Genomic DNA, 21,805 nt, shown 5'->3' on the forward strand with positions numbered 1-21,805 from the left:
TGGTCACTCCCCCGCCTGGTCGGCGGCCCGGGCCACCAGCGTCATGATCGCGGTCACCACGTGCTCGCCGCTCTCGTCGTGCACCTTGCCGCTGACGGTCAGTACGTCGTTGCCGGCCAGCGACTTGATCGCGTCGATCGCGACAGTGACCGTCAGCCGGTCCCCGGCGTGCACCGGGCGGCTGTAGCTGAACTTCTGGTCGCCGTGCACCACTCGGCTGAAGTCCAGGTTCAGCTCGGGGTCGTTCACCACCTGGGCCGCGGCCCGGTAGGTGATCACGAACGGGAAGGTCGGTGGCGCGATCACTTCCGGATACCCGAGTGCCTTCGCGGCCTCGACGTCGGTGTACGCCGGGTTGGCGTCGCCGATCGCGGTCGCGAACTCGCGGATCTTCTCCCGGCCTACCTCGTACGGCTCGGTGGGCGGGTAGGTCCGCCCGATGAACGAGGGGTCGAGGGCCATGGGCTACTCCTCTGACAGTGGGTCACACAGCTGGTACAGAAAAAAGCTCCAGGCCGTGCCCCTTGCGGGACACGGCCTGGAGCCTAGAGCCTGATCACACCAGGCCCGACGACGCCTTGCGGGGTCAGCGGGTCTCGCGGTGCGCGGTGTGCGAGTTGCAACGGGGGCAGTGCTTCTTCATCTCAAGACGGTCCGGGTCGTTACGCCGGTTCTTCTTGGTGATGTAGTTCCGCTCCTTGCACTCCACGCAGGCCAGCGTGATCTTCGGGCGGACGTCGGTGGCAGCCACGGGAGTGCCTTCCTAAAAAATGGGTGATGACACAACAAGAGTAGCCGATCGGGAGTTCGATCTCCCGACCGACTACGCGGGTAGCGGTGACCGGACTTGAACCGGTGACACAGCGATTATGAGCCGCTTGCTCTACCAACTGAGCTACACCGCTTTGATGATCGTGCGTCAGACCAAGATCTGAAACCTTCTCACCAGAGCCCCCATGCGGAATCGAACCGCAGACCTTCTCCTTACCATGGAGACGCTCTACCGACTGAGCTATAGGGGCGAACGAGGAAGAGATTACACGTTTCCCGGCCAGAGGTGAAATCCGTATCCGGCCCGGAAGATCGCAGGTGGGCGGCCCGTACGGACGCTCCTGTGCAGTACTCGCGTTCGACGGTGCCTCGGAACCGACGGTGCCGGCCACCCTCGACCCGGTACGACTGCTGCGAGCCTCCGAGCACCCCGCCCCGACTCCCCATAGGCTCGACCCTCAGTGATCTTGCGGCTCCCGGGGCGCCCCGAGGCCGCCGGGCAGCGAGGAGCCGGCCGATGACCGCGGACAGCGCACCCGCCGAGGGGCCGCACCCGGGCGAGGGGTCGTCGAAGGGACCCAACCCGCTCGGCCACGGCCCGGTCCTGCTGCTCGCCAACGCCCGGCTCACCGACGGCCGGGTGGTGGACGTCCGGATCCGCGGCGACCGTATCCAGGCGGTCGGCACCACCGGCAGCCTCGGCCCGCTGCCCGCCACGCCGGGCAGCCCCACCAGCACCACCGGCGCCCGGATCGACCTCGGCGGCTACCTCCTGCTGCCCGCCCCCGCCGAACCGCATGCGCACTACGACGTCGCCTTCTCCGCCGCCCTGCCGACACCCCCGCCGGAGACCCCCGCCGACCTGATCCGCCGGGTCACCGAGGGCGCGCTCACCGCGCTCGGGTACGGGGCGACCGCCCAGCGCACCCACGTCGGGATCGGCGGCGCGCACGGGCTGCGCCGGCTGGAGGCCGTCCTGACGGCCCGCCAGGCACTGCGCGGACTGGCCGAGCTCCAGGCGGTGGCGATGCCCCGGCTGCTCACCGGCCGGGCCGGTGCGGACGGCCGGGCCCAGCTCCGGGAGGCGCTCAAGCTCGGCGCGGCGGCGGCCGGCGGCTGCCCGGACCTCGACCCGGACCCGGTGGGCTACGTCCAGGTCCTGCTGGAGGCGGCCCGCGAGGCGGACTGCCCGGTGGACCTGCACACCCTGGGCCGCGACCCGGCTCAACTCGCCCGAATGGCCGCCGTGTTGGCGCCGCTGCGGCCCCGGGTCACGGTCGGCCCGGTGAGTGCGCTGGCGGACGGCGGGGCGGCGGTGCTGGCCGGCGCCGGACTGCGGGTGGTCTGCCTGCCGCAGAACGGCGGCTGCGTCGGCCTCGAAGGCCCGGCTGCTCCTCTGCGGCCTTTCCAGGTACGGGAGTTGACCGAGGCCGGGATCCCGCTGGCCGCCGGCGCGGGCGGCCTGCGGGACCTCGCCAACCCGGTCGGCCGGGCCGACCCGCTGGAGGCCGCGTACCTGCTCGCGGCGGGCGGCGGGATGAGCCTGGAGGCGGCGTACGAGGCGGTCTCCCACCAGGCCCGGACGGCCCTCGGGCTGCAGCCCGTCCGGGTCGACGCCGGTTTCCCGGCCGAGCTGCTGGCGGTCCGGGGCGACTCGCTGGCCGGGGCGCTGGCGGGCGGGCACAGCCGGCTGGTGATCCACAGTGGCCGGGTGGTGAGCCGGACCAGCGCCGTCCGGGAGTTCGCCGACACGGTGGCGCTGGCGCTGCCCCGGCAAAGCACCCCGGGGTGACCGCGTGACCGCTGCGCACGCCGGGGTGGCTGTTGAGCGCGCCCCGGTAGCGGCTATCTGCTCTTCGGGTTGGCGGGCTCGCCCCGGCGGACCGCCCCTGGCGCGCGGCCGGTCGGGTGGTTGGCCGCGGCCGAGGAGTTGAGCTGCCAGGGGACGCTGATCACCATCACGCCGGGCGTGAAGAGCAGCCGGCTCTTGAGCCAGAGGGCGGACTGGTTGTGCAGCAGGTTCTCCCACCAGTGCCCGACCACGTACTCCGGGATGAACACCGCGACCACGTCGCGCGGGCTGCTCCGGCGGACGCTCCGGACGTACCCGACCACCGGCCGGGTGATCTCCCGGAACGGCGAGTCGAGCACCTTGAGCGGCACCTGGATGTCGAACTCGTCCCACTTCTGCCGGAGTTCGTCCGTGCTGTCGCGCTCGACCGCGACGGTCAGCGCCTCCAGGGTGTCCGGCTTGAAGGCCTGGGCGTAGCCGAGCGCGCGCAGGGTCGGCTTGTGCAGCTTGGAGACCAGCACGATGCCGTGCACCTTCGACGGGCGGACTGACTCCTCGTGCGGGTCGTCGACCGCCAGCTCCTCCGCCGTCCGGTCGTAGTGGCGCCGGATGCCGTGCATCATCAGCCAGAGCACGACCGCCGCCAGTACGGCCAGCCAGGCACCCTGGGTGAACTTGGTGGCCAGCACGATCACCAGCACCAGGCCGGTCACCACCGCGCCCAGCGCGTTGATCACCCGGGCCCGGTGCGCGTCGCGTCGCGCCTGCCGGGTGGGGTGCTCGCGCAGGGTGCGGTTCCAGTGCCGGACCATGCCGATCTGGGACAGCGTGAAGGAGGTGAACACGCCGAGGATGTAGAGGTGGATCAGGCTGGTGACGTTGGCGTCGTAGAGCCAGAGCAGCCCGCCGGCCACCACGGCCAGCGCGATGATGCCGTTGGAGAAGGCCAGGCGGTCGCCGCGGGTGTGCAGCTGCCGTGGCAGGTAACGGTGTTCGGCCAGGATCGAGGCCAGCAGCGGGAAGCCGTTGAACGCGGTGTTCGCCGCCAGGACCAGGACCAGCGCGGTGGCTGCCTGGATCAGGTAGAACGGGATGCTGTCGCTGCCGCCGAAGATCGCCGCCGCCAGCTGGGCGATCACGGTCTGCTGCGGTGTGTCGCAGTCCCCGGTGTATCCGATCAGCTGGCAGGTGTCGTCCGTGATGTGCACCTTGGCGACCATCGCCAGCGTGGTGATCCCCGAGAACATCGCGATCGCGGTGATGCCCATCACGGCCATCGTGGTGGCGGCGTTCCGCGACTTCGGCTTCCGGAACGCCGGCACCCCGTTCGAGATCGCCTCCACCCCGGTCAGCGCCGTACACCCGGAGGCGAACGCCCGCAGCGCCAGCATCAGCAGCGCGAACCCGGCGAAGGTCTCCTCCCCCGGCTCCGGCGTGATCCCGTACTTGGCGCTCTCGGCCACCGGCGCGTCCCCGAGCAGGTACCGGACCAGCCCCGTGCCCACCATGATCAGGATGCCGCCGATGAAGAGATAGGTCGGCGCGGCGAAGGCGTTGCCCGACTCCCGTACGCCGCGCAGGTTCATCGCCGCCAGCAGCGCCACGAAGCCGACCGCCATCACCACCCGGTAGTCCACCAGGCTCGGCAGCGCGGAGATGATGTTCGCCACCCCGGAGGCGACCGACACCGCCACCGTCATCACGTAGTCGACCAGCAGCGAAGCCGCCACCACCAGACCCGAGTTGGGGCCGAGGTTCCTGGACACCACCTCGTAGGAGCCACCACCGCTCGGGTAGGCGTGCACCACCTGACGGTACGACAGCACCACGACCACCATCAGCGCCACGACCGCGAGCGCGACCCACGGGGTGAGGTAGAGGAACGCCGTACCGCCGACGGTCAGCACCAGCAGGATCTCCTGGGTCGCGTACGCGACGGAGGAGAGCGGGTCGGACGCGAAGATCGGCAACGCCAGGCGCTTGGGGAGCAGGGTCTCGCCCAGCTCCTCGCTGCGCATGGCCCGGCCGATCACGAGGCGCTTCAGCGCCTGGGGCACGTTGAACACACTGGCGAGCGTAAGTGCCGGGGCGTCAGGTTTCCGGGGCCAGCGGATGTCCGGCGTGTCCCGATTCGTACCTGACGGGCACTCACCCGGTCCGCCTGGTCTGCCTGGTGGTGGGGGTGGCGGACCGGACGTCCCGGCGGGCGCCGGTTGGGAAGACGATCAGCACGGGCGGAGGGACCCCCGGCGCGACGGCCGGGACGTACGTCAGCAGGCGGCTGGACACGGGCCGGCCACCCCCGCTCGACACTCTGCTGCCATCTGAATGTAATTGCAAGGTATACGCAATAGTGTTGGCCCGGCATGCCGCAGACCCCTACGCACAGCAACTAGGAGCCCTCTACTCATGGGTCAGTACACGCTCCCCGATCTGCCCTACGACTACTCCGCGCTGGAGAAGGCGATGTCCGCCGAGATCCTCGAGCTGCACCACTCCAAGCACCACGCCGCCTACGTGGCCGGCGCCAACACCACCCTCGAGCAGCTCGCCGAAGCCCGCGAGAAGGAGAACTTCGGCGGCCTGGTCGGCCTCCAGAAGACCCTCGGCTTCCACCTCTCCGGCCACGTCCTGCACTCCCTCTTCTGGGAGAACCTCTCCCCCGACGGCGGCGACCGCCCCGACGGCGCCCTCGGCGACGCCATTACCGAACACTTCGGCAGCTTCGAGGCCTTCAAGAAGCAACTCACCGCCGCCACCGTCGGCGTCCAGGGCTCAGGCTGGGGCATCCTCTCCTGGGAACCCCTCGGCCAACGCCTCATCGTCGAGCAGGTCTACGACCACCACGGCAACGTCGGCCAGGGCACCACCCCGCTCCTCGCCTTCGACGCCTGGGAGCACGCCTACTACCTCCAGTACCGCAACGTCCGCCCCGACTACGTCACCCGCCTCTGGGACATCGTCAACTGGACCGACGTCACCACCCGCTTCACCACCGCCACGGGCGCCTGACCCAGCCTGCCCCTGGTGACAGCTCTGAGCCTCGCCCCTCAAACTGAGCGGCGAGGCTCAGCCTGCGTAGCCCCGGCCCCGCCCTCAGATGTCACTCGAGTGCCATACCGTACGGCCATGGAACTGGGCGCTATCACGCGAGCAGACGTGCTCGAAGTACTCGGAGAGCACGACACCCTCGGCGAAGAAACCTTCCGAAGCACCCACGGCTACCGTGAGGCCTCCGGGTTCGTAGTCGCACATGAAGGCCAGGAGTACGAGGCCAAGGCCATCGCGGGCGTCGCGCACCGTTACACGTTCGGGAGAGCTCTCAAGCCGAACGAGTTCAGCGGCGACCAGCAGAACGCAGTCGCTTGGCTGGAACGCGAGGGCTTCACCGTGCTGAAGGTCTCCAAGTCCTTCGTCAGGCGCATTGGCGATGTGCGCCCCAAGAAAGCTGGCGATTCCCTAGCCACCCACAAGGCCCTGTTGCTGCTGTGGGCCATCGGGCGTGCGCTGGCAGGCGCGCCTCGCGCAGCTTCCTGGTCTGACACCCGGTCTGCACTGTCCCCGCTGCTGGAAAAGTACGGAGATACGCAGGACGGTGCCAAGGACGCGCTCTACCCATTCGCGACGCTCACGCGCGATGACCTGTGGGTCATGCCGCAGGTCACCGCTACTCGTCCGGGCTCCGTCAGCCAGGAACTGCGTCACACCCTGGAATCGCTGAACCCGAAAGCCGGACTGCCGGAGAGCGACTACGAGTTGCTGAAGGCATACCCAGCAGTCGCTGCCGAGGCAGCGGCGGGGCTCCTGCTCCGCTACTTCTCCCCACTGCCGGGCGACCTCCTAGAAGACCTGGGACTGCACGACCTGCTGACGAGCCGGTGGGCCAACGCACTGCGTCCACTCTGCGGGGAACGTTTCAAAGACCGAACCGCCATCTGGCAGACCTACGGCGGGCAGAAGGTGGCCGGAATCGGCCACCTGAACGATGGCATCCTCAGCGTGTTCTCGGACGACAAGGGCCCGTATGCCGATGGCCGACTCCCCGACACCAACTGGATCTCCTACGTTGGCGACGGACTCTCAGGCGACCAGCAACTTGTCGCCGGCAACCAAGTCCTGACAGAGCATCAAGCTGCGCAACGGCCCTTGCGCTACTGGCACATGCCATATAAGGGCGAGTTCACCTTCGAGACGTGGGCTGTCGTCGTCCAGCTTCGTCGACGCTGGGGGCAGGGGAAGGACAAGGCGTGGCGCCGTGAATTCCTCTGGATCCTGGCGCCCGTCCCCTCGCCCTCCCCTGAGAGCTGGCCAACCGATGTACTGGAGGCGCTCGCCAGCGACACCGGCGAGATCCATGACGACACGACGGACTACCAGCCAGGCGACGTCGACCCCGCCCAACGGTCCACACAGGAAACCGACCAGGCCGCATACCGGCGCCTGGCCGAGGCTGCCGAGCGCCGGTCCGCAGAGCGACACAACGCCAGGCAGCAGTCCACCGTGGACCGTCACCTACGGAGCCGCAGCGCCCGAGCCGCGGTGATACGCCGCAGCGGGGGGCGCTGCGAAAACCCAGGCTGCGCCGGCCACCCCTCAGAACTCACCACCGCCGGACGACCAATCCTGCAGGTAGACCACGTCCACGACCTGGCCAAGGGTGGGATAGACCTCCCACCCAACATGATTGCCCTCTGCCCCAACTGCCATGCACTGAAGACACATGGTGCAAACAAGGATCGGCTCAGCCGCACCCTCGCAAAGACCGCCCGTCGCCTGCACCTAGCGGCGATCAGCGACGAAGCAGACTCGCTCCCCCTCTGAGCTCTGCTGGGCACTTCGCGGTGCCATTCCGGCCAACGCCGGTAGGGCACCGTGACTGAACAGCCCATCGCCTTCGGCGACCGGGCTACGAATAAGGGCCCCTGGCCGGCATTTCCGCCCGGCGAGGGGCCCTTATTCGCCCTACAGCTGATGCAGGGTTCGATCCTGCGCAGCTTGCGCGGCAGATTTACAGGCGCTGGCCAAACTGCGTTTGACCTGCTGCGGACCAACAACGCACAAACCATGGTCCGCGATTGGTCCGGATCGTGGCATTCCAACCCCGCCACTCCCCGGATCTCTCACGCAGTCAGCGAATTAGGACCTTTCGTCCCGAAGCAACTCGGGCAACTAGACGCTCAATACTACTGGGGGCTCTTTCGCTCGCGACTACGCCCCTCACGGTCGCCGGACCTGTGCAATCGCAGCATGGCAAATACCTGGCAGCGCCCGCGCCGGCACCCGGAGCACCACCACGATGATGATCAACATCGTGGGCCAAGCGAGGGACTGCAGGGTTGACAGGTCATGGGGCAGAGGCGTCATGCTCACTGTGATGGTTCCCTTCGTAGGACTGTCATAGCCCGCCACGCCGCGCATGGTTGTCCAGACCCCTGCGGCGTCGGCGGGCTTCGTTATGTTCCCTTAGCTTGAGGCACGAGCTAGGGCGCCTACCACTGGCTGACCCTGGCGAAGCCTGGCGAAGTGGTCGTGGTGCATGGCGGGACTATGGCGGTTTTTTGCCTCATGAGTCACAAGAGTTCCTCCCAGCCCCATACGCCACAGGAGATATACAACAAATGCTCGAATGGTGACGTGAGCAACATTTGACTCGCGGGTGGTGGAGCGGTTTTGCCGGTGCCCTGTCTGATCTGGGTCCGAGCATGATCGGGGGGCCGTAAGCTCATCGCGTCTCGGTCAGGGCCTTGCTCGGTGCGGGTCCCGGTCCCGACACGTGGGTAACCGTGGAACCGCCCGCCGCCAGCCACGGCGGGGTTGGCCACCCCTCTGACCGTTCCTCGCCTGGCGCGGCTGGCCGCCGCCGAAGCGGGGCGAAGACAGGAGCGACGGCGAGCGGCTGAGGCCGCGCGCGCCTTGAACCCGTAGAGAAGATTTTTGCGCACTCCTTCTCATCACTCCCTTTCCTCGCTCTCCCATGCACTTCCGGCCCGCCCGCCGCTAGGCTCGGCAGCTTGAGCTGACTGTGCTTCACATCCTGTGCGGGGCCCGCGGATACCATCACCCAGCTCGTGACCCGCGCCGCCGTAGCTCTGGGTGCGCAGACCACCTACGTGACGAACCAGATGATGGAGCGGAGCAGGCGAAGGACGGACTCCAGGTCCGCTGGGATAAGAAGACGCTCGACACCTACGTCGAGTACGCCGGTGATATTCGGTCCTGCGTCTACGCAAATGTGCTGGCCTACTCGGCAACTCACGACATCAGGGCGATGCCGCGCACCGAACATGACCTGCTGATGGACCTGACCGATGCGGAGCGCCGTCGGGCCCTGGCCTTTGAGCAGCTGATGATGCTCGCTGACGAGGACCGGATCGAGGCCGGCCACGCGCCGGTCCTGGTGCGGCTGCTCCGCGAGCACATCGAGAAGTACGGCACAGCGCCGGACGAGCGGCTGTTCCAGACCTTCGGGGGCGGCCTGGTCCAGGAGAGTTCGAACGGTGTCGTCTGGTCCAAGGCCCATGCCGAGGCACTGACTCCCGAACAGCGCGAGACGTCGCTCTGCGAGCGTCCGTACGACTGGCGGCACGCCGGGATCTCAGGCTGGCTGGCTTCCGGTGTCGCGCCGGCCGAGTGCGCTCGCCGGGCCGGGCACAGCATTGCCGTGCTCCACCGGGTCTATGCGAAGTGCATCCACGGGGATGAGGAGCGGGCCAATCAGCTGATCGGCCAGTGGCTCGACGGCCGCGCTCGGCCGGCCCCTGAGTCTGGTCCGTGACTGGTCCGGAAGTGCTGGTCGGACCTGCGATCCGGGCGAGACGGGGTGAGACAAGCCGCACAAAACGGGTGACTTTTGTGAAGGTCATCCAGACACAACAGAAGGGCCCCTGACCGGCGTTTCCGCTGGTCAGGGGCCCTTCTTTATCCTGTGGCTGGTGCAGGGTTCGAACCTGCGTAGCTTGCGCGGCAGATTTACAGTCTGCTCCCTTTGGCCGCTCGGGCAACCAGCCAGGATGGTGTCTTGCGGGGCGCTGCCCCGTTCGACCTCGTAAACGATACCTGATGGATGGGGGTGCTTCGCCACTTGGTTGGTCACGTGATGATCAAGGGGATGGGGCGTGGCTGGCGGGGGTGGGCGGGGGCGGGGGTGGATAGGCTTGGGCGGCGCCTGCTCCGTTGGGGTGGGGGCGGACAGTGAAGCCAGAGCATCAAGGAGACCAAGACACATGGCCGACTCCAGTTTCGACATCGTCTCGAAGGTCGAGTGGCAGGAGGTCGACAACGCGATCAACCAGACCTCCCGCGAGATCGCCACCCGGTTCGACTTCAAGAACGTCGGCGGCGAGGTCAAGCGGTCGGGCGAGAAGATCGAGATGAAGGCCAACGGCGAGGAGCGCGTCAAGGCGATCCTGGACGTGCTGAAGGACAAGTTCATCAAGCGTGGCCTGTCGCTGAAGGCGCTCGACGCAGGCGAGCCGCAGCTCTCCGGCAAGGAGTACCGGATCACCGCGGACGTGAAGGAGGGCATCTCCCAGGACGACGCGAAGAAGGTCGCGAAGATCATCCGTGACGAGGGCCCGAAGGGCGTCAAGGCGCAGGTTCAGGGTGACGAGCTGCGGGTCAGCTCGAAGAGCCGTGATGACCTGCAGACCATTCAGGCGCTGCTCAAGGGCAAGGACCTGGAGTTCGCGATCCAGTTCGTGAACTACCGCTGACGCTGCGGCAGCGACGCCGTCGGGGCCCGGACCGTGCACGTGAGTGGGGGTCAGCCGGTGACCAAGGCGGTCGCGGTGGCCACGGTGGCGGTGACGGTGCTGGTGGAGAGCGGCGGGACCGCGTCCTTGACGGCCGTCGGGTCCGGCTTGGTGGCGGTGGCCTTGGTGACCAGGTCGGCCGCGGACTTCTGGACCTGGTCGAGGGCGTCCGCCGGGTTGGCCGGCAGCGGCGGGACGACCCGTGCGTCGCCGACCGGCAGGCCGGGGACGGTCGCCGGGACCGGGACCGGGGGAGCCGGCAGCAGGGCCAGCAGCGACTTCACCGCGGCCTGCAGGTCGGCCAGTTGCTTCTGCAGGGCGGCCGGGTCGGGGGCGGCGGAGGTCGCGGAGGTCACCAGCTTGGTGATCTGGCCGAGGACGTCGCCGAGCGAGCCGAGCACCGCGAGGTTCTTGGCCGGATCGGGGACGGCCGGGAGGTCGACGCCGCCCGGGGGTTTCACGGGCAGGTCGACCGGGGGCTGCACCGGCAGGTCGGGAGCCGGCGGAACGATCGGCGGCAGCGGGAGGGGCAGGGCGAGGGGACGGATGGTGGTCGCCGCGGCGGTGTCGGCAGCGTTGGCGACGGTGACGGACGTGGCGGTGACCGTGGCGAGGCCAAGGGTTGCGGTCAGCACGACGGCCGTCCAGGTGGCACGCATGGGATGCGCTTCCTCTCAGTGAAGTTCAGGCGGAATCGCCTGAACTTCACGTTGGGCCACCGCACCTGCCCCGGCCACTGCTTGTACGCCGAATGGTCCGGGACCCGGACGCCAGAACGGTCTTGGCCAGGTCAGCCGGAGCACCAGTCGACCAGGCGTCGGTGCCGGTCGAGCCCGACCGCCTCGAACTCGTCCTGCCCGTGGGTGTGTTGGGCGCCGACCCGGCGCAGCGCCTGGGAGATCGGGCTGCCCTCGGCGGGGAAGGGCTGACCGGTGACCGAGGCGAGCGGGCCGAGCACCACCTGGGCGTCGAACCAGACCGCCGCGTGCTGGGTGCCCTCGCCCCCGAAGAAGTCCGCCTCGACGTAGCCGATCGGGCCCGCCTTGGACCAGGCCGCCATCCGGCGGCCGAAGCCGCCGGGGAAGGAGGCGAAGCCGGGCTGGATCGCTCCGCCGTGCTCGGTGACGGTGTCGAAGAGAAGGTCCGTCATCGGGATCAGCGCCAGTTTCTGTTCGAGTCCGGCGACCCGGGCGACGGGCACCTCGGCCGCCACCACGTCGAGCAGTTCCCGTGATGCGATCAGCGCCTTCAGTTCGTAGGACATCCAGCCATTCTGCGCCTTCCGACAACGGTGCGGGAGCGGATTATCGAACTCGCTGTGCGTTCGAACGGGCTCGGCGGCCGGGGTGCCGGCGGGAGCGGTGCAGACTGGCTGGATGAACGAGGAGAGCGAGCCGACGGTTCGTCAGCTCAGGCCCGGAGCCGAGGAACTGGCGGCGGCCCGGGGCCGGACCGTGCCGGACGTGGCGGCGCCCGGCCTGCGGGTGCTGTTCTGCGGCATCAACCCGGGGCTCTGGTCGGGGGCGACCGGGCAGCACTTCGCCCGGCCGGGCAACCGGTTCTGGCCCGCGCTGCACCGCTCGGGTTTCACGCCCCGTCAGCTCCGGCCGGAGGAGCAGCTGGAGTTGCTCGGCTACGGCCTCGGCATCACCAACGTGGTGGCCAGGACCACGGCCAAGGCGGACGAACTCACCGCCGAGGAGTATCGGGCGGGCGGGCAGGCCCTGGTGGAGCGGGTGGAGCGGCTACGGCCCGAGGTGCTGGCGGTGCTGGGGATCGGGGCGTACCGGACCGCGTTCGGGCGGCGGGGCGCGGTGGTCGGGCGGCAGCCGGAGGGGATCGGCGGCACCGAGGTGTGGGTGCTGCCCAACCCGAGTGGACTGAACGCTCATTACACCCTGGACGGGATCGCCGAGGAGTTCCGGCGCCTGCGCGAGGCGCTGCCCGAGCGCTAACCCCGATCGCTAAACGGACGGAGCCAGAGTCGGCGCGGGGACGGAACGGAGTTCGCGGATCAGTTCGCGGACGGCTGCGGTACGGGCCAGGGCCGGGGTGGTGACGTAGCCGACCGTACGGGTGGGTGGCTGCGGACCGAGGCCGGTGACGGCCACGCCGGGCGGGGCGCCGAGCAGGGTGAGCGCGGGCATGATCGACATCCCGAGGCCCTGGGCGACCAGCGAGAGCGTGACGGTGTCGTCCTCGACGTTCACCGTGGCGGCCGGGATCCAGTCCTGGCTGCGCCACCAGTCGCGGGTGTACGAGCCGCAGTTCTCGTCCCAGTCGACCAGCGGCAGGGTGCGCGGCAGGGGGTGGCCCACCGGGTGCGCCAGCGCGTACGGCTCGGTGAACAGGCGGCCCGCGAGCAGTCCGGGCAGGGATGGTGACGGGGACTGGCCGGTGGCCGCGTCCAGGGTGGCGATGCCGAGTTCGGCGTGGCCGTCGGCGACTTCGCCGGCCGTGCCACGGCCGATCTCGCGGACGATCCGCAGCTCCGGTTCGAGGCCGGGGTGACGTGCCGTCAGCCGGGCGAGCACGCCGGGGAGCAGGTGGGCGGCGGCGCTGCGGAAGGCGACGATGCGGAGCGGGCCGGTGAGTTCGGCGGTCTGCTGGGCGGCGGCCCGGGTCTCGGTGGCCAGGGTGGCGAGCAGGTGCAGGATCTGCCGGGCGTGGGCGGCGGCCTGCGCGCCGGCCGGGGTGGGGCGCGCACCGTGGCGCCCTCGCTCGAACAGCACCGCGCCCAGCTTGCGTTCGCACCCGCGCACAGCGTGCGAGACGGCGGACTGGGACATGCCGAGTGCCGTGGCGGCGGCGGTGAAGCTGCGATCGCGGTCGACGGCGACGAGGATGCGCAGCTCGTGCGGGGCGAGGTCGGTCATCCGAGCAACCTATCCCGGACCGGCGGCTTCCATGAAGGCTGCTCATGGAACGGCCCGAACCATCGACGCGACCCCCTGCCCGGCCGGCCCGGGTCTCTCTAGCGTGATCATCACACCGAACAGGGAGTCCCCGATCATGACCCGCACCGCCCGCTTCGTCCACCAGGTCGCCCGCCCGCAGGGCCACCCCTCCCCCGCCGACTTCGCCTTCGTCGAGGCCCCGCTCCCGCCCGTCGAACCGGGCGGCGCGCTGGTGGAGAACCTGTACCTCTCGGTCGATCCGTACATGCGGGAAGTGATGGACTTCGGCGACCTGCACGCCCCCATGGAGGGCCGCGCGCTCGGCCGGGTGGTGGAGTCCCGGTCGGATCATCTGAAGGCCGGTGACCTGGTCGCGCACCGACTGGGCTGGCGGACCCACGCGCTGCTGAGCCCCGATCAGATCCCGTCGCGCACTTCGGCACCCGACCCGGGCGGCGTCCAGGTCCGACTCCGCGAGCCCGGCGTACCGGCGCTCCGCTCGGCCGGAGTCCGGGTGGTCACCCCGCCGCCCGGGGTGCCGCTGCGCACCTACCTGAGCCTGCTCGGCGGCACCGGCCTGACGGCGTACGTCGGCCTGACCCGGATCGCCCGGTTGCAGCCCGGCGAGATCCTGTACGTGAGCGCGGCGGCAGGCGGGGTGGGCACGGCGGTCGGGCAGCTCGCCCGGCTGATGGGGGTCGGCCGGCTGGTCGGCAGCACGGGCTCGGCCGCCAAGGTGCGGCACCTGACCGAGCGGCTCGGCTTCGACGCCGCCTTCGACCACCACGACGGCCCGGTCGGCGAGCAGCTGCGCAGGGCCGCCCCCGAAGGACTGGACGTGTACTTCGACAACGTCGGCGGGGATCACCTCGCGGGCGCCATCGACGTGCTGCGGGACGGCGGCCGGATCGCCTGGTGCGGCGCGGTGGCGCAGTACGACGATCCCGCGAACCCGCCCGCCGCGCCGTACAACCTCTACGACGTGGTGAGCAAGAGCCTGCGCCTGGAGGGCTTCCTGGTGCGCAACTACCGTGAGGTGCAGGGCGAGTTGGAGGAGTACCTCGCGCCGTACCTGCGCTCGGGGGCCCTGGTGCCGGACGAGACCGTGACGGTCGGCTTCGACCGGTCGGTGGACGCCTTCCTCGGGATGCTGGCCGGGGAGAACACCGGAAAGGCGATCGTGCAGATCGGGGAGGAGTGAGCTGTGTTCAGCCCCGGAGGAAGGTGAGCACCGCCAGCACCCGACGGTGGCTCTGCTCGGCCGGCGGCAGGTCGAGCTTGGCCAGGATGTTGCCGATGTGCTTGGAGACGGCGGCCTCGGTGACCACCAGCTCCCGGCAGATCGCCGCGTTGGAACGGCCTTCGGCCATCAGCGCCAGCACCTCGCGCTCACGGGGCGTCAGACGGGCCAGCGGGTCGCGGCGACGACCGATCAGCTGCCGGACCACCTCCGGGTCGACCACCGTGCCGCCGTCCGCCACGGTGCCGACGGCGGCCAGGAAGTCCTCGATCTGGCCGACCCGGTCCTTCAGCAGGTAGCCGACCCCGGAGCCGTCGCCGGAGTCCAACAGGTCAGCGGCGTAGGAGCGTTGGACGTACTGACTGAGCACCAGAACCGGCAGCCCGGGGCTGGCCTCGCGGAGTTCGACGGCGGCCCGCAGCCCCTCGTCGGCCTGGCCGGGCGGCATCCGGACGTCGGTGATCACCAGGTCGGGGGTGTGCTCGGCCACCGCCTCCCGGAGCGCCTCGGCGTCGCCGACCGCCGCCACCACCTGGTGTCCGAACCGCTCCAGCAGGCCGACCAGGCCCTCCCGCAGCAGGACGCTGTCCTCGGCCAGCACTACCCGGAGCGGTGCGGTGGCGGACTGGTCAGGGTGCACGGTATCTCCAGGCGCAGCAGGGTCGGTCCTCCGGGCGGGCTGCTCACCGTCAGGGTGCCGTCCACCACCGCGAGCCGGTCGGCCAGGCCGGTCAGGCCGGTGCCCCGGGCCGGATCGGCGCCGCCGTGGCCGTCGTCCGACACTTCGACGGCGAGCCGACCGCCAGCGTAACGGCCGGTCAGCCGGGCCCGGTTCGCGCCGCTGTGCTTGGCGATGTTGGCCAGCGCCTCGGCGACCGCGAAGTACCCGGCCGCCTCGACGGCGGGTGGCGGCCGGCCGGGCAGCTCGAAGGCGAGGTCGACGGGGACGGGGGACCGGTCGGCCAGGTCGGCCACCGCCTCCGGCAGGCCCCGGTCGGCCAGCACCTGCGGATGGATACCATTGATCAACTCGCGTAGCTCGGAGAGCACTTGACCGACCTCGCGATGGGCGTCGGCCAGCCGTCCGGCCAGTGGGCTGCCGGTCGGGACGTCCAGCCGGGCCAGGCCGAGGTTCATCGCCAGGGCCACCAGCCGCTGCTGGGCACCGTCGTGCAGATCGCGCTCGATCCGGCGGCGTTCGGCCTCGAAAGCGTCCACCAACCGGGCCCGGGAGCGGACCAGTTCGCCGATCCGGTGGTCCTGCTCGGTCCGGCCGGTGAGCCGGCGGACCAGGGCTGCGCGGCCGACCGCGACGGCTGCCAGGGGGTAGCTCAGGGCCGCCAGCAGGAGCGCGCCGGCCAGGGTCAGTACGAACGCCGTCGGCTGGTCGTGGATCTGCCAGACCTTCAGGACGTTCACCTGCTCACCGTCCAGGGCCAGCAGGACCGGCGTCGCCAGCAGCCAGACCGGGACGAAGACCGCGCCGCCGATCGCGGTGAGGTCGATCACCCAGAGCATCAGGGCGGCCAGCGCGGCGCAGCCGAGTTCACGCCAGGTGGCCTGCTCCCGGTAGCGGGTGCGCAGCCAGGCCACCAGGCCCGGCCGGTCCGGCTCGCGGTGCGGTGACTCCACCGGCGCCTGGTCCGGCAGCAGGCGCAGCAGTCGGCGCTCCAGCGCCGCGTACGGCAGCCCGGCCAGAGCGAGCGCGGCCAGCATCGGCAGGCCGATCACGACCGTCACCAACACGCCCGCGACGACCGCGCTGACCAGCAGCACGACGCAGAGCAGCAGCCCGGACAGCCCGGTGGCCAGCAGATAGCCGGCCGACCGCCAGGGCCGGGCCGACCGCAGGAAGCCGGGGCGGGCCAGGGCCTGCCAGGCGTCGGCGGACGCAGACATCCCGCACCACCTCCGAAGGGTCGGGGACTCGTACCGGGCCACCCTCTCAGGTAGGGCTGGCCCTACCTCCGGGAGTGGGGCCCGGGCTGGTGATCGGACGGGCGCGGGGCGGTTGGCTCGGGGCATGAGGATGTCGAGGATCGCTTGGAAGTCGCTGCGGGTGCGCTGGGTCTCGTTGATCGGGGCCTTCGTCGCACTGTCGCTCGGTGTGGCGCTGATGACGGTGATGCTGCTCGGGCTGGCGGCCACCGCCCGGCTGCCGTGGGGCGAGGCCGCGATCGGCCTGAACTCCGCGTTCGGGACGGCGGGTGGGGTGAGCACCTTCGTCGCGGGCTTCGTGATCGCCTCCACCTTCTCGTACGTGGTGGCGCAGCGGCAGCGGGAGTTGGGGCTGCTCCGACTGACCGGGGCGAGCCGGGGGCAGATCCGGCGGATGGTGCTGTTCGAGGCGCTGGCGCTCGGCGTGGCGGCCTCGGCGACGGGCTGCGCGCTGGGCGCGGCCGGTGCGCCCCGGCTCGGGCGGGAGCTGGTCCTGGTCGGCACCGCGCCGGACGGGTTCGCGATCGGGACGGAGAGCTGGCCGCTGCACGCCGCATTCTGGACCGGCCTGCTGGTCGCCGTCGCGGGCGTCGCGGCGGCGGCCTACCGGGCCGGACGGCTCGGCCCGCTGGACGCGCTGCGCGAGGCGGACGTCAACTCCCGGGTGATGACGCCCGGCCGCTGGCTGTGGGGCATCGGGTTGCTGGTCACGGCGATGGTGCTGATGGGTACGGCCCTGGTCGACGCCCCGGGCACCCTGCTGCGGCGGAAGAACTACACCGTGCAGCCGATGGTGCTGATCTCCGCCTGCGGCCTGCTGACCCCGGTGCTGGCCGGACCGTTGCTGCAGGGCCTCGGCGCACTGCCGGCCCGGCTGACCTCGTACGCCGGGCGGCTGGTCCGGGCGAACGCGCTGGGTGGGGTCAGGCGTACGGGTGCGGTGGCCGCGCCGGTGCTGGTCTCGGTGGCGCTGGCGGGCTCGCTGCTCGGCGGGATGAACACCGTGGCGGCGGGCCGGGCCGCCGAAGCGCAGGCGCAGAGCGTGCCGGACCACGTGCTGACGCCGCAACGGGGCGCCGGGGTGGACGCGTTGGTACGGGAGCTGCGGGCCCTGCCGGGTGTCGTGGTCTCGCCGAGTGCGCCGACCGTGGTCTCGGTCCTGGAGAGCGACGGGGTGCAGGTACGGACGGAGGCCCGGGCGGTGGATCCGGCGACGTACGGCGAGGTGTCCCGACTCCCGCTGCTGGCCGGGTCGTTGGCGGATCTGGACGACGAGTCGGTGGTCCTGCCCGAGGAGTGGGAGCAGCACACCGTGGGCGCGCCGGTGGAGCTGGTGCTCGCGGACGGCAGCAGGCGGACGCTCCGGGTGGCGGGCGTCCTGCGGGACGGGACCGGGAACAACGGGCTGTACCTGACGGCGCGTAACGCGCCCGGGGCGCGGACCGACCGGATCGAGTTGCGCGGCTCCGGCACGGCGGCGATCGGCGCGTCGGCGATCGGCGCGTCGGCGATCGGGGTGCTGGCGGCTCGGTACCGTGCTGAACTGGCCACCGGGGAGGCGTGGTTGGCGGCCGCCTACCCGGTCGCGCCGAACCGGGTGTCCTGGCTGCGGGCGGTGCTGGTGCTCGGACTCGCGCTGCTCTACACCGCGATCGGGCTGGCCAACACGCTGGTCCTGGCGACGGTGGACCGGAAGCGGGAGCTGGCCCAGCTGCGGCTGGCCGGGGCGACCCGCGCCCAGGTGATCCGGGTGGTGACGGCGGAGTCGCTGCTCGCGGTGACGGTGGGGGCGGTGCTCGGGGCGGTGGTGACCGGGATCAACCTGGGCGGAATGCAGGTTGCGCTGCGGTTGCTGGGGGTTGATCCGCCGCTGGTGGTGCCGTGGCAGGCGCTCGGCGGGACGGCTGGGGCGTGTGCGGCGATTGCCGTGCCGTGCACGGTGGTTGCGGCGGCTTGGGCGCTGCGGCAGCGGGCGGTGACGGTGCTCGGGTGATGTGCGGGGCTCGGGGAACGTGCGGTCACTGCGAAAGTGCCTGACCCCTTACGCACGGATCACCTTCTACGAGGCTGGCGTCGCCGTTCCCCGAGCCCCTGGTCTCACATGGTTGAGCACCTGCCCACTCAGTCGCTGGCGAGGCGCGCGTGCAGGTGTTCGTCGTGGTACTTGCCGTCGCCGAAGCAGTGGCTCGCGCGGAGGGTGCCCTCCAGGAGGTAGCCGGCCCGGCCGGCCACTCGGCAGGAGGCGGAGTTGCCGACGGCGTGGGCGAGTTCGATCCGGCGGGCGTCGGCGGTGGTGAAGGCCCAGCGGGTGACCGCTTCGAGACCGCGGGTGGCGAGGCCGCGGCCCCGGGCGTCGGGGAGCAGCCAGTAGCCGATCATGGCGAGGCCGTCCGCCCGGTCCGCCCAGCGGACGGTGACAGCGCCGAGGAGTTCGTCGAAGTCGGGGGCGAGCAGCGCGAAGGAGGCCAGGTCGCCGCGCTCCCAGCCGGCCGCCCGGCCGGTCAGCCAGCGTTCGGCGTGCGCCACGCTGCTCACCGGGAGCGGGTTCCAGAGGGATATCGCGGGGTCGGCGGCGAGTGCGGACAACTCCCGGGCCCGGCGAGCCGGTTCACCTATCAGGCTCCACGGGCGGAGCCCGAAGCCGTCCCCGGCCAGGTCGGCGGGGGCGAAGGTGGGCAGGAAGTTCAGGGGAACGTCAGCACTCATGACGGTCTGTCTACCTCCTACCGGACGGCGGCGCCAGTCTGTTGGGCGGCCACCCGGAAGCCGATGTTGCCCGCCGAGCTGTCGGGGGTGTTGGAGCTACGGGCGGCGACCCGGTAGCGGTTGCAGTACGAGTCGTGGCACATGTGCGAGCCGCCCCGCATCACCCGGCGGGTACCGTCCGGCGGGCCGACCGGGTGGTGGCTCGGGCCGGTCCGGTGGAAGTCGGGGCTGAACCAGTCGGCGCACCACTCCCAGACGTTGCCCGCCACGTTGTACAGGCCGTGGCCGTTGGGGCGGTAGGTCTTCACGGGGGCGGTCCCCCGGTGGCCGTCGGCGGCGGTGTTCAGGGTCGGGAAGACGCCCTGCCAGATATTGCACATGTGCCGCCCGCCGGGGGTGAGTTCGTCGCCCCACGGGTAGCGCTGCTGCTCCAGCCCGCCCCGGGCGGCGTACTCCCACTCGGCCTCGGTGGGCAGGCGGCTGCCGGACCAGGCGCAGTACGCCTGGGCGTCGTGCCAGGAGACGTGCACCACCGGGTGGTTCTGCCGGTCGCCCGCCGAGGAGCCGGGGCCCTCGGGCCGCCGCCAGTCGGCGCCCGGCACCGCGCGCCACCACGGGACGCCCGCCACCGACTGCGCGGTGGCCGCCACCGCCGCGGTGAGGAAGCCCTCAAAGACGAAGCTGAACCCGAACCGCTCGGCCTCGGTGACGTACCCGGTGGCCTTCACGAAGGTGCCGAACTGCGCGTTGGTGACGGCGGTCGGCGAGATCCGGAACGGGCCGACCTCGACCTCGCGGACCGGTCCCTCGCCGTCGGCGGGGAAGCCCACCGGGTCGTCGGTGCCCATCAGGAACCGTCCGCCCGGCAGCGCGAGCAGCCCCCGGGCGGGCCGTACCGGAGCGGCGGCCACGGTGAGCACCGCCGGGCCCGACTCGGCCCGGGCCGGGGTGCAGCAGGGCTTGGTCGGCTCGGTGCTCACGGCTGGTCGTCCTCTCGAAGGTGTCCCCCGGGCCGGGCGGCCCGGGGGACGGTGGCGGGTCAGACAGCGCGGTCGGCCGCCAACTGGGCGGCCAGCGCCGGGATGCCGAGGGCCTGTTCCTGCTGTGGGGTGGCCTGGTGGAGCAGGTTCTGCAGCTGGTACGGGTCGCTCGCCAGGTCGTAGTACTCCCGGAACAGCACCTGCCCGGTGCCGGAGACCGTCCCGTTCGCATCGGTGTTCAGATCGTAGTACTCGGTGTACTGCCGATCGGTGGCCACGTACGAGGCCCAGGTGTTCGGCGTACCCGTCCCGGCGCCCTGCCGCCACCACTCGACCAGCAGGTGGTCCCGCCGGTAGGCCGTGAGCAGTGAGTGCCCGTCCTGCGGCGTGTTCGGGACGATCCCGGCCGCGTCCAGGATCGTCGGGGCGATGTCGATGTTGGCGGCGATCCGGTTGTCGGTGGTGCCCGCGCCGAGCCCGCCGGCGGGCCAGGAGAGGTAGAACGGCACCTGGTGGGACGGGGAGTACGGCACGGACTTCTTCAGCCAGCCGTGGTCGGCCCAGGTGTAGCCGTTGTCGCCGACGTAGATGACCAGGGTGTTGTCGAGCTGGCCGAGCGCGGCCAGCTTGTCGTGGAACGCCTGCACCGCGTCGTCCACCGAGAGCAGGGTGCGGAGTTGACGCTGCCGCAGCGCCTGGGCGTCGGCCAGGGTGGCGGTGGCGTTGCGGATGTAGGCGGGCTTGTCGCTGCGGTCGGCCTCGGTGACCGAGGGGCGGCCGTTCCAGGCCGGTACGGGGGTGTCGGCGTACTTGGCGGCCGGCTGGTTCGGTTCGTGCGAGGCGTACGGGGTGACGTAGGCGAACCACGGGCGGGTGTCGGTGGCCGCCTTGTCGAGGAAGGCCAGCGTGTGGTTCTTGATCACGTTGGTGGCGTAGCCGCTGATGGTGCGGACGGTGCCGTTGTCGTTGTAGTTGGCGTCCTGGTAGGACGGCTGGAGCAGCAGCCAGTCCTCGAAGTGCGGCGGATTGTCCGCCAGCGCCCAGGAGTTGAGGTACTTGCCGAACAGGCCGGTGCGGTAGCCCGCCTGGCTCAGGTAGCGCTGCACGGTGGTGTGCTGGTCCAACGCGGCCGAGGCACCGTTGTTGCGGACCCCGTGGTTGTGGGCGAACCGGCCGGAGAAGATCGAGGACCTGGACGGCGCGCAGAGCGGCGTCGCGACGTGCCCGTTGGAGTACGTCACCCCCTGGCCGCCGAGCCAGGCGATGGTGTTCTGGATCGCCCAGTCGGTGTGCTTGGGCTGGTCGTCGGTGACGATCAGCAGGACGTTCGGGCGGGCGGCGGTAGCGGCAGCGGCCGGGGCGGCGGCCACCGCCAGCGGGACCGCTCCGGCGGCGGCCACGGCGGCGGCTCCGGCGAGGAAGCCCCGCCGGCCGAATTCGGGACGGGTGTTCTCGGGCACCACGGAATTCCTTTCGGCGTCGGTGAACTCCGGCGCGCACGGCAGGACACACCGATATCGGCACCGGGATTGTGGGAGAACGCGTGAACCCGAGGGGGGAAAGGAACATCCCGGGATTCACGACAGAAGCAGCGTCGACGCTGCGATCAGCGGCGACGGGCCGCGAAGGTCACGCGGCGGCGCTACAGAGCCCGCTGGCCAGTCGGCCGAAATCGACGTGGCGGCGGGCAGCGAGGATCTCTCCGGCTGCCATGCAGGCGAGAATAGGGG

The 21,805-nt window shown here is 70.8% G+C and carries 20 protein-coding genes and 3 tRNA genes; 8 read left to right on the plus strand and 15 right to left on the minus strand.

Annotated features, from left to right (window positions below; all coding sequences use genetic code 11):
• Positions 1-3 precede the first annotated feature (3 nt).
• The 4 genes from ASC99_RS12915 to ASC99_RS12930 all read right to left on the minus strand — a co-directional run bounded on the left by ASC99_RS12915 (position 4) and on the right by ASC99_RS12930 (position 1,022).
• A complete protein-coding gene (locus tag ASC99_RS12915) occupies positions 4-462 on the minus strand; it encodes a MaoC family dehydratase N-terminal domain-containing protein (RefSeq protein ID WP_057231439.1) in 459 nt (152 codons plus the stop codon).
• Between the two features lie 124 nt (positions 463-586).
• The gene (gene rpmG, locus ASC99_RS12920; RefSeq protein ID WP_006604855.1) at positions 587-751 is read right to left on the minus strand and encodes a 50S ribosomal protein L33; all 165 of its coding nucleotides are present in this window, start codon (positions 749-751) and stop codon (positions 587-589) included.
• Positions 752-832: 81 nt separating this feature from the next.
• Positions 833-905 (minus strand) — tRNA-Met (locus tag ASC99_RS12925).
• 44 nt (positions 906-949) lie between these two features.
• A tRNA-Thr gene (locus ASC99_RS12930) sits at positions 950-1,022 on the minus strand.
• Between the two features lie 266 nt (positions 1,023-1,288).
• Here ASC99_RS12930 and ASC99_RS12935 point away from each other — a divergent pair.
• Positions 1,289-2,563 (plus strand): hydrolase, encoded by a 1,275-nt coding sequence (locus ASC99_RS12935; RefSeq protein ID WP_057231441.1) that lies wholly within the window; start codon positions 1,289-1,291, stop codon positions 2,561-2,563.
• 53 nt (positions 2,564-2,616) lie between these two features.
• On the opposite strand, the gene ASC99_RS12940 is transcribed toward ASC99_RS12935, so the two are convergent.
• Complete coding sequence (locus tag ASC99_RS12940) at positions 2,617-4,581, minus strand: APC family permease (RefSeq protein WP_157531538.1); 1,965 nt, start codon at positions 4,579-4,581, stop codon at positions 2,617-2,619.
• Positions 4,582-4,711: 130 nt separating this feature from the next.
• Complete coding sequence (locus tag ASC99_RS38450) at positions 4,712-4,852, minus strand: hypothetical protein (RefSeq protein ID WP_157531503.1); 141 nt, start codon at positions 4,850-4,852, stop codon at positions 4,712-4,714.
• 120 nt (positions 4,853-4,972) lie between these two features.
• On the opposite strand from ASC99_RS38450, the gene ASC99_RS12945 reads away from it, so the two are divergent.
• The 3 genes from ASC99_RS12945 to ASC99_RS12955 all read left to right on the plus strand — a co-directional run bounded on the left by ASC99_RS12945 (position 4,973) and on the right by ASC99_RS12955 (position 9,338).
• Positions 4,973-5,575 carry a superoxide dismutase gene (locus ASC99_RS12945; RefSeq protein ID WP_057231445.1) on the plus strand — a complete coding sequence of 201 codons (603 nt, stop codon included), beginning with the start codon at positions 4,973-4,975 and terminating at the stop codon, positions 5,573-5,575.
• Between the two features lie 117 nt (positions 5,576-5,692).
• Positions 5,693-7,384, plus strand: coding sequence for an HNH endonuclease signature motif containing protein (locus ASC99_RS12950; RefSeq protein WP_057231447.1), 1,692 nt, complete (start codon positions 5,693-5,695; stop codon positions 7,382-7,384).
• A gap of 1,201 nt (positions 7,385-8,585) precedes the next feature.
• Complete coding sequence (locus ASC99_RS12955) at positions 8,586-9,338, plus strand: hypothetical protein (RefSeq protein ID WP_157531504.1); 753 nt, start codon at positions 8,586-8,588, stop codon at positions 9,336-9,338.
• A gap of 151 nt (positions 9,339-9,489) precedes the next feature.
• Here ASC99_RS12955 and ASC99_RS12960 read toward each other — a convergent pair.
• Positions 9,490-9,570 (minus strand) — tRNA-Tyr (locus ASC99_RS12960).
• Positions 9,571-9,786: 216 nt separating this feature from the next.
• Here ASC99_RS12960 and ASC99_RS12965 point away from each other — a divergent pair.
• Positions 9,787-10,275, plus strand: a complete 489-nt coding sequence (locus ASC99_RS12965) for a YajQ family cyclic di-GMP-binding protein (protein ID WP_057231451.1) — start codon at positions 9,787-9,789, stop codon at positions 10,273-10,275.
• A gap of 50 nt (positions 10,276-10,325) precedes the next feature.
• On the opposite strand, the gene ASC99_RS12970 is transcribed toward ASC99_RS12965, so the two are convergent.
• Positions 10,326-10,973 (minus strand): hypothetical protein, encoded by a 648-nt coding sequence (locus ASC99_RS12970; protein WP_057231453.1) that lies wholly within the window; start codon positions 10,971-10,973, stop codon positions 10,326-10,328.
• Between the two features lie 131 nt (positions 10,974-11,104).
• The gene (locus tag ASC99_RS12975; protein WP_057231455.1) at positions 11,105-11,578 is read right to left on the minus strand and encodes a hypothetical protein; all 474 of its coding nucleotides are present in this window, start codon (positions 11,576-11,578) and stop codon (positions 11,105-11,107) included.
• Positions 11,579-11,690: 112 nt separating this feature from the next.
• On the opposite strand from ASC99_RS12975, the gene mug reads away from it, so the two are divergent.
• Positions 11,691-12,269 carry a G/U mismatch-specific DNA glycosylase gene (gene mug, locus ASC99_RS12980; protein ID WP_057231457.1) on the plus strand — a complete coding sequence of 193 codons (579 nt, stop codon included), beginning with the start codon at positions 11,691-11,693 and terminating at the stop codon, positions 12,267-12,269.
• A 9-nt stretch (positions 12,270-12,278) separates the two neighbouring features.
• On the opposite strand, the gene ASC99_RS12985 is transcribed toward mug, so the two are convergent.
• Complete coding sequence (locus ASC99_RS12985) at positions 12,279-13,190, minus strand: LysR family transcriptional regulator (protein ID WP_057231459.1); 912 nt, start codon at positions 13,188-13,190, stop codon at positions 12,279-12,281.
• Positions 13,191-13,326: 136 nt separating this feature from the next.
• Between ASC99_RS12985 and ASC99_RS12990 the strand changes: the two genes are divergently transcribed.
• Positions 13,327-14,412: an NADP-dependent oxidoreductase gene (locus ASC99_RS12990; RefSeq protein WP_057231461.1), complete on the plus strand. Its 1,086-nt coding sequence runs from the start codon at positions 13,327-13,329 to the stop codon at positions 14,410-14,412.
• Positions 14,413-14,419: 7 nt separating this feature from the next.
• On the opposite strand, the gene ASC99_RS12995 is transcribed toward ASC99_RS12990, so the two are convergent.
• A complete protein-coding gene (locus ASC99_RS12995) occupies positions 14,420-15,052 on the minus strand; it encodes a response regulator transcription factor (RefSeq protein WP_304440489.1) in 633 nt (210 codons plus the stop codon).
• Positions 15,052-16,350, minus strand: coding sequence for a sensor domain-containing protein (locus ASC99_RS13000; RefSeq protein ID WP_057231465.1), 1,299 nt, complete (start codon positions 16,348-16,350; stop codon positions 15,052-15,054). The genes ASC99_RS12995 and ASC99_RS13000 overlap by 1 nt, the downstream gene beginning before the upstream one ends.
• Positions 16,351-16,480: 130 nt before the next feature.
• Between ASC99_RS13000 and ASC99_RS41900 the strand changes: the two genes are divergently transcribed.
• Positions 16,481-18,382: an FtsX-like permease family protein gene (locus tag ASC99_RS41900; RefSeq protein WP_162257873.1), complete on the plus strand. Its 1,902-nt coding sequence runs from the start codon at positions 16,481-16,483 to the stop codon at positions 18,380-18,382.
• Between the two features lie 128 nt (positions 18,383-18,510).
• On the opposite strand, the gene ASC99_RS13010 is transcribed toward ASC99_RS41900, so the two are convergent.
• Genes ASC99_RS13010 through ASC99_RS38460 form a run of 3 tightly spaced genes read right to left on the minus strand, consistent with a single transcriptional unit; the run spans position 18,511 to position 21,535 of the window.
• On the minus strand, positions 18,511-19,095 hold the full coding sequence (locus tag ASC99_RS13010) for a GNAT family N-acetyltransferase (protein ID WP_057231469.1): 585 nt from the start codon (positions 19,093-19,095) through the stop codon (positions 18,511-18,513).
• 17 nt (positions 19,096-19,112) lie between these two features.
• Entirely contained in the window at positions 19,113-20,075 is a 963-nt protein-coding gene (locus ASC99_RS38455) for a formylglycine-generating enzyme family protein (RefSeq protein WP_157531505.1), read from the minus strand.
• A 59-nt stretch (positions 20,076-20,134) separates the two neighbouring features.
• Positions 20,135-21,535 (minus strand): sulfatase, encoded by a 1,401-nt coding sequence (locus tag ASC99_RS38460; RefSeq protein WP_057231471.1) that lies wholly within the window; start codon positions 21,533-21,535, stop codon positions 20,135-20,137.
• Between the last annotated feature and the right edge of the window lie 270 nt (positions 21,536-21,805).

It is taken from the genome of Kitasatospora sp. Root107, from assembly GCF_001424875.1.
GTDB lineage: Bacteria > Actinomycetota > Actinomycetes > Streptomycetales > Streptomycetaceae > Kitasatospora.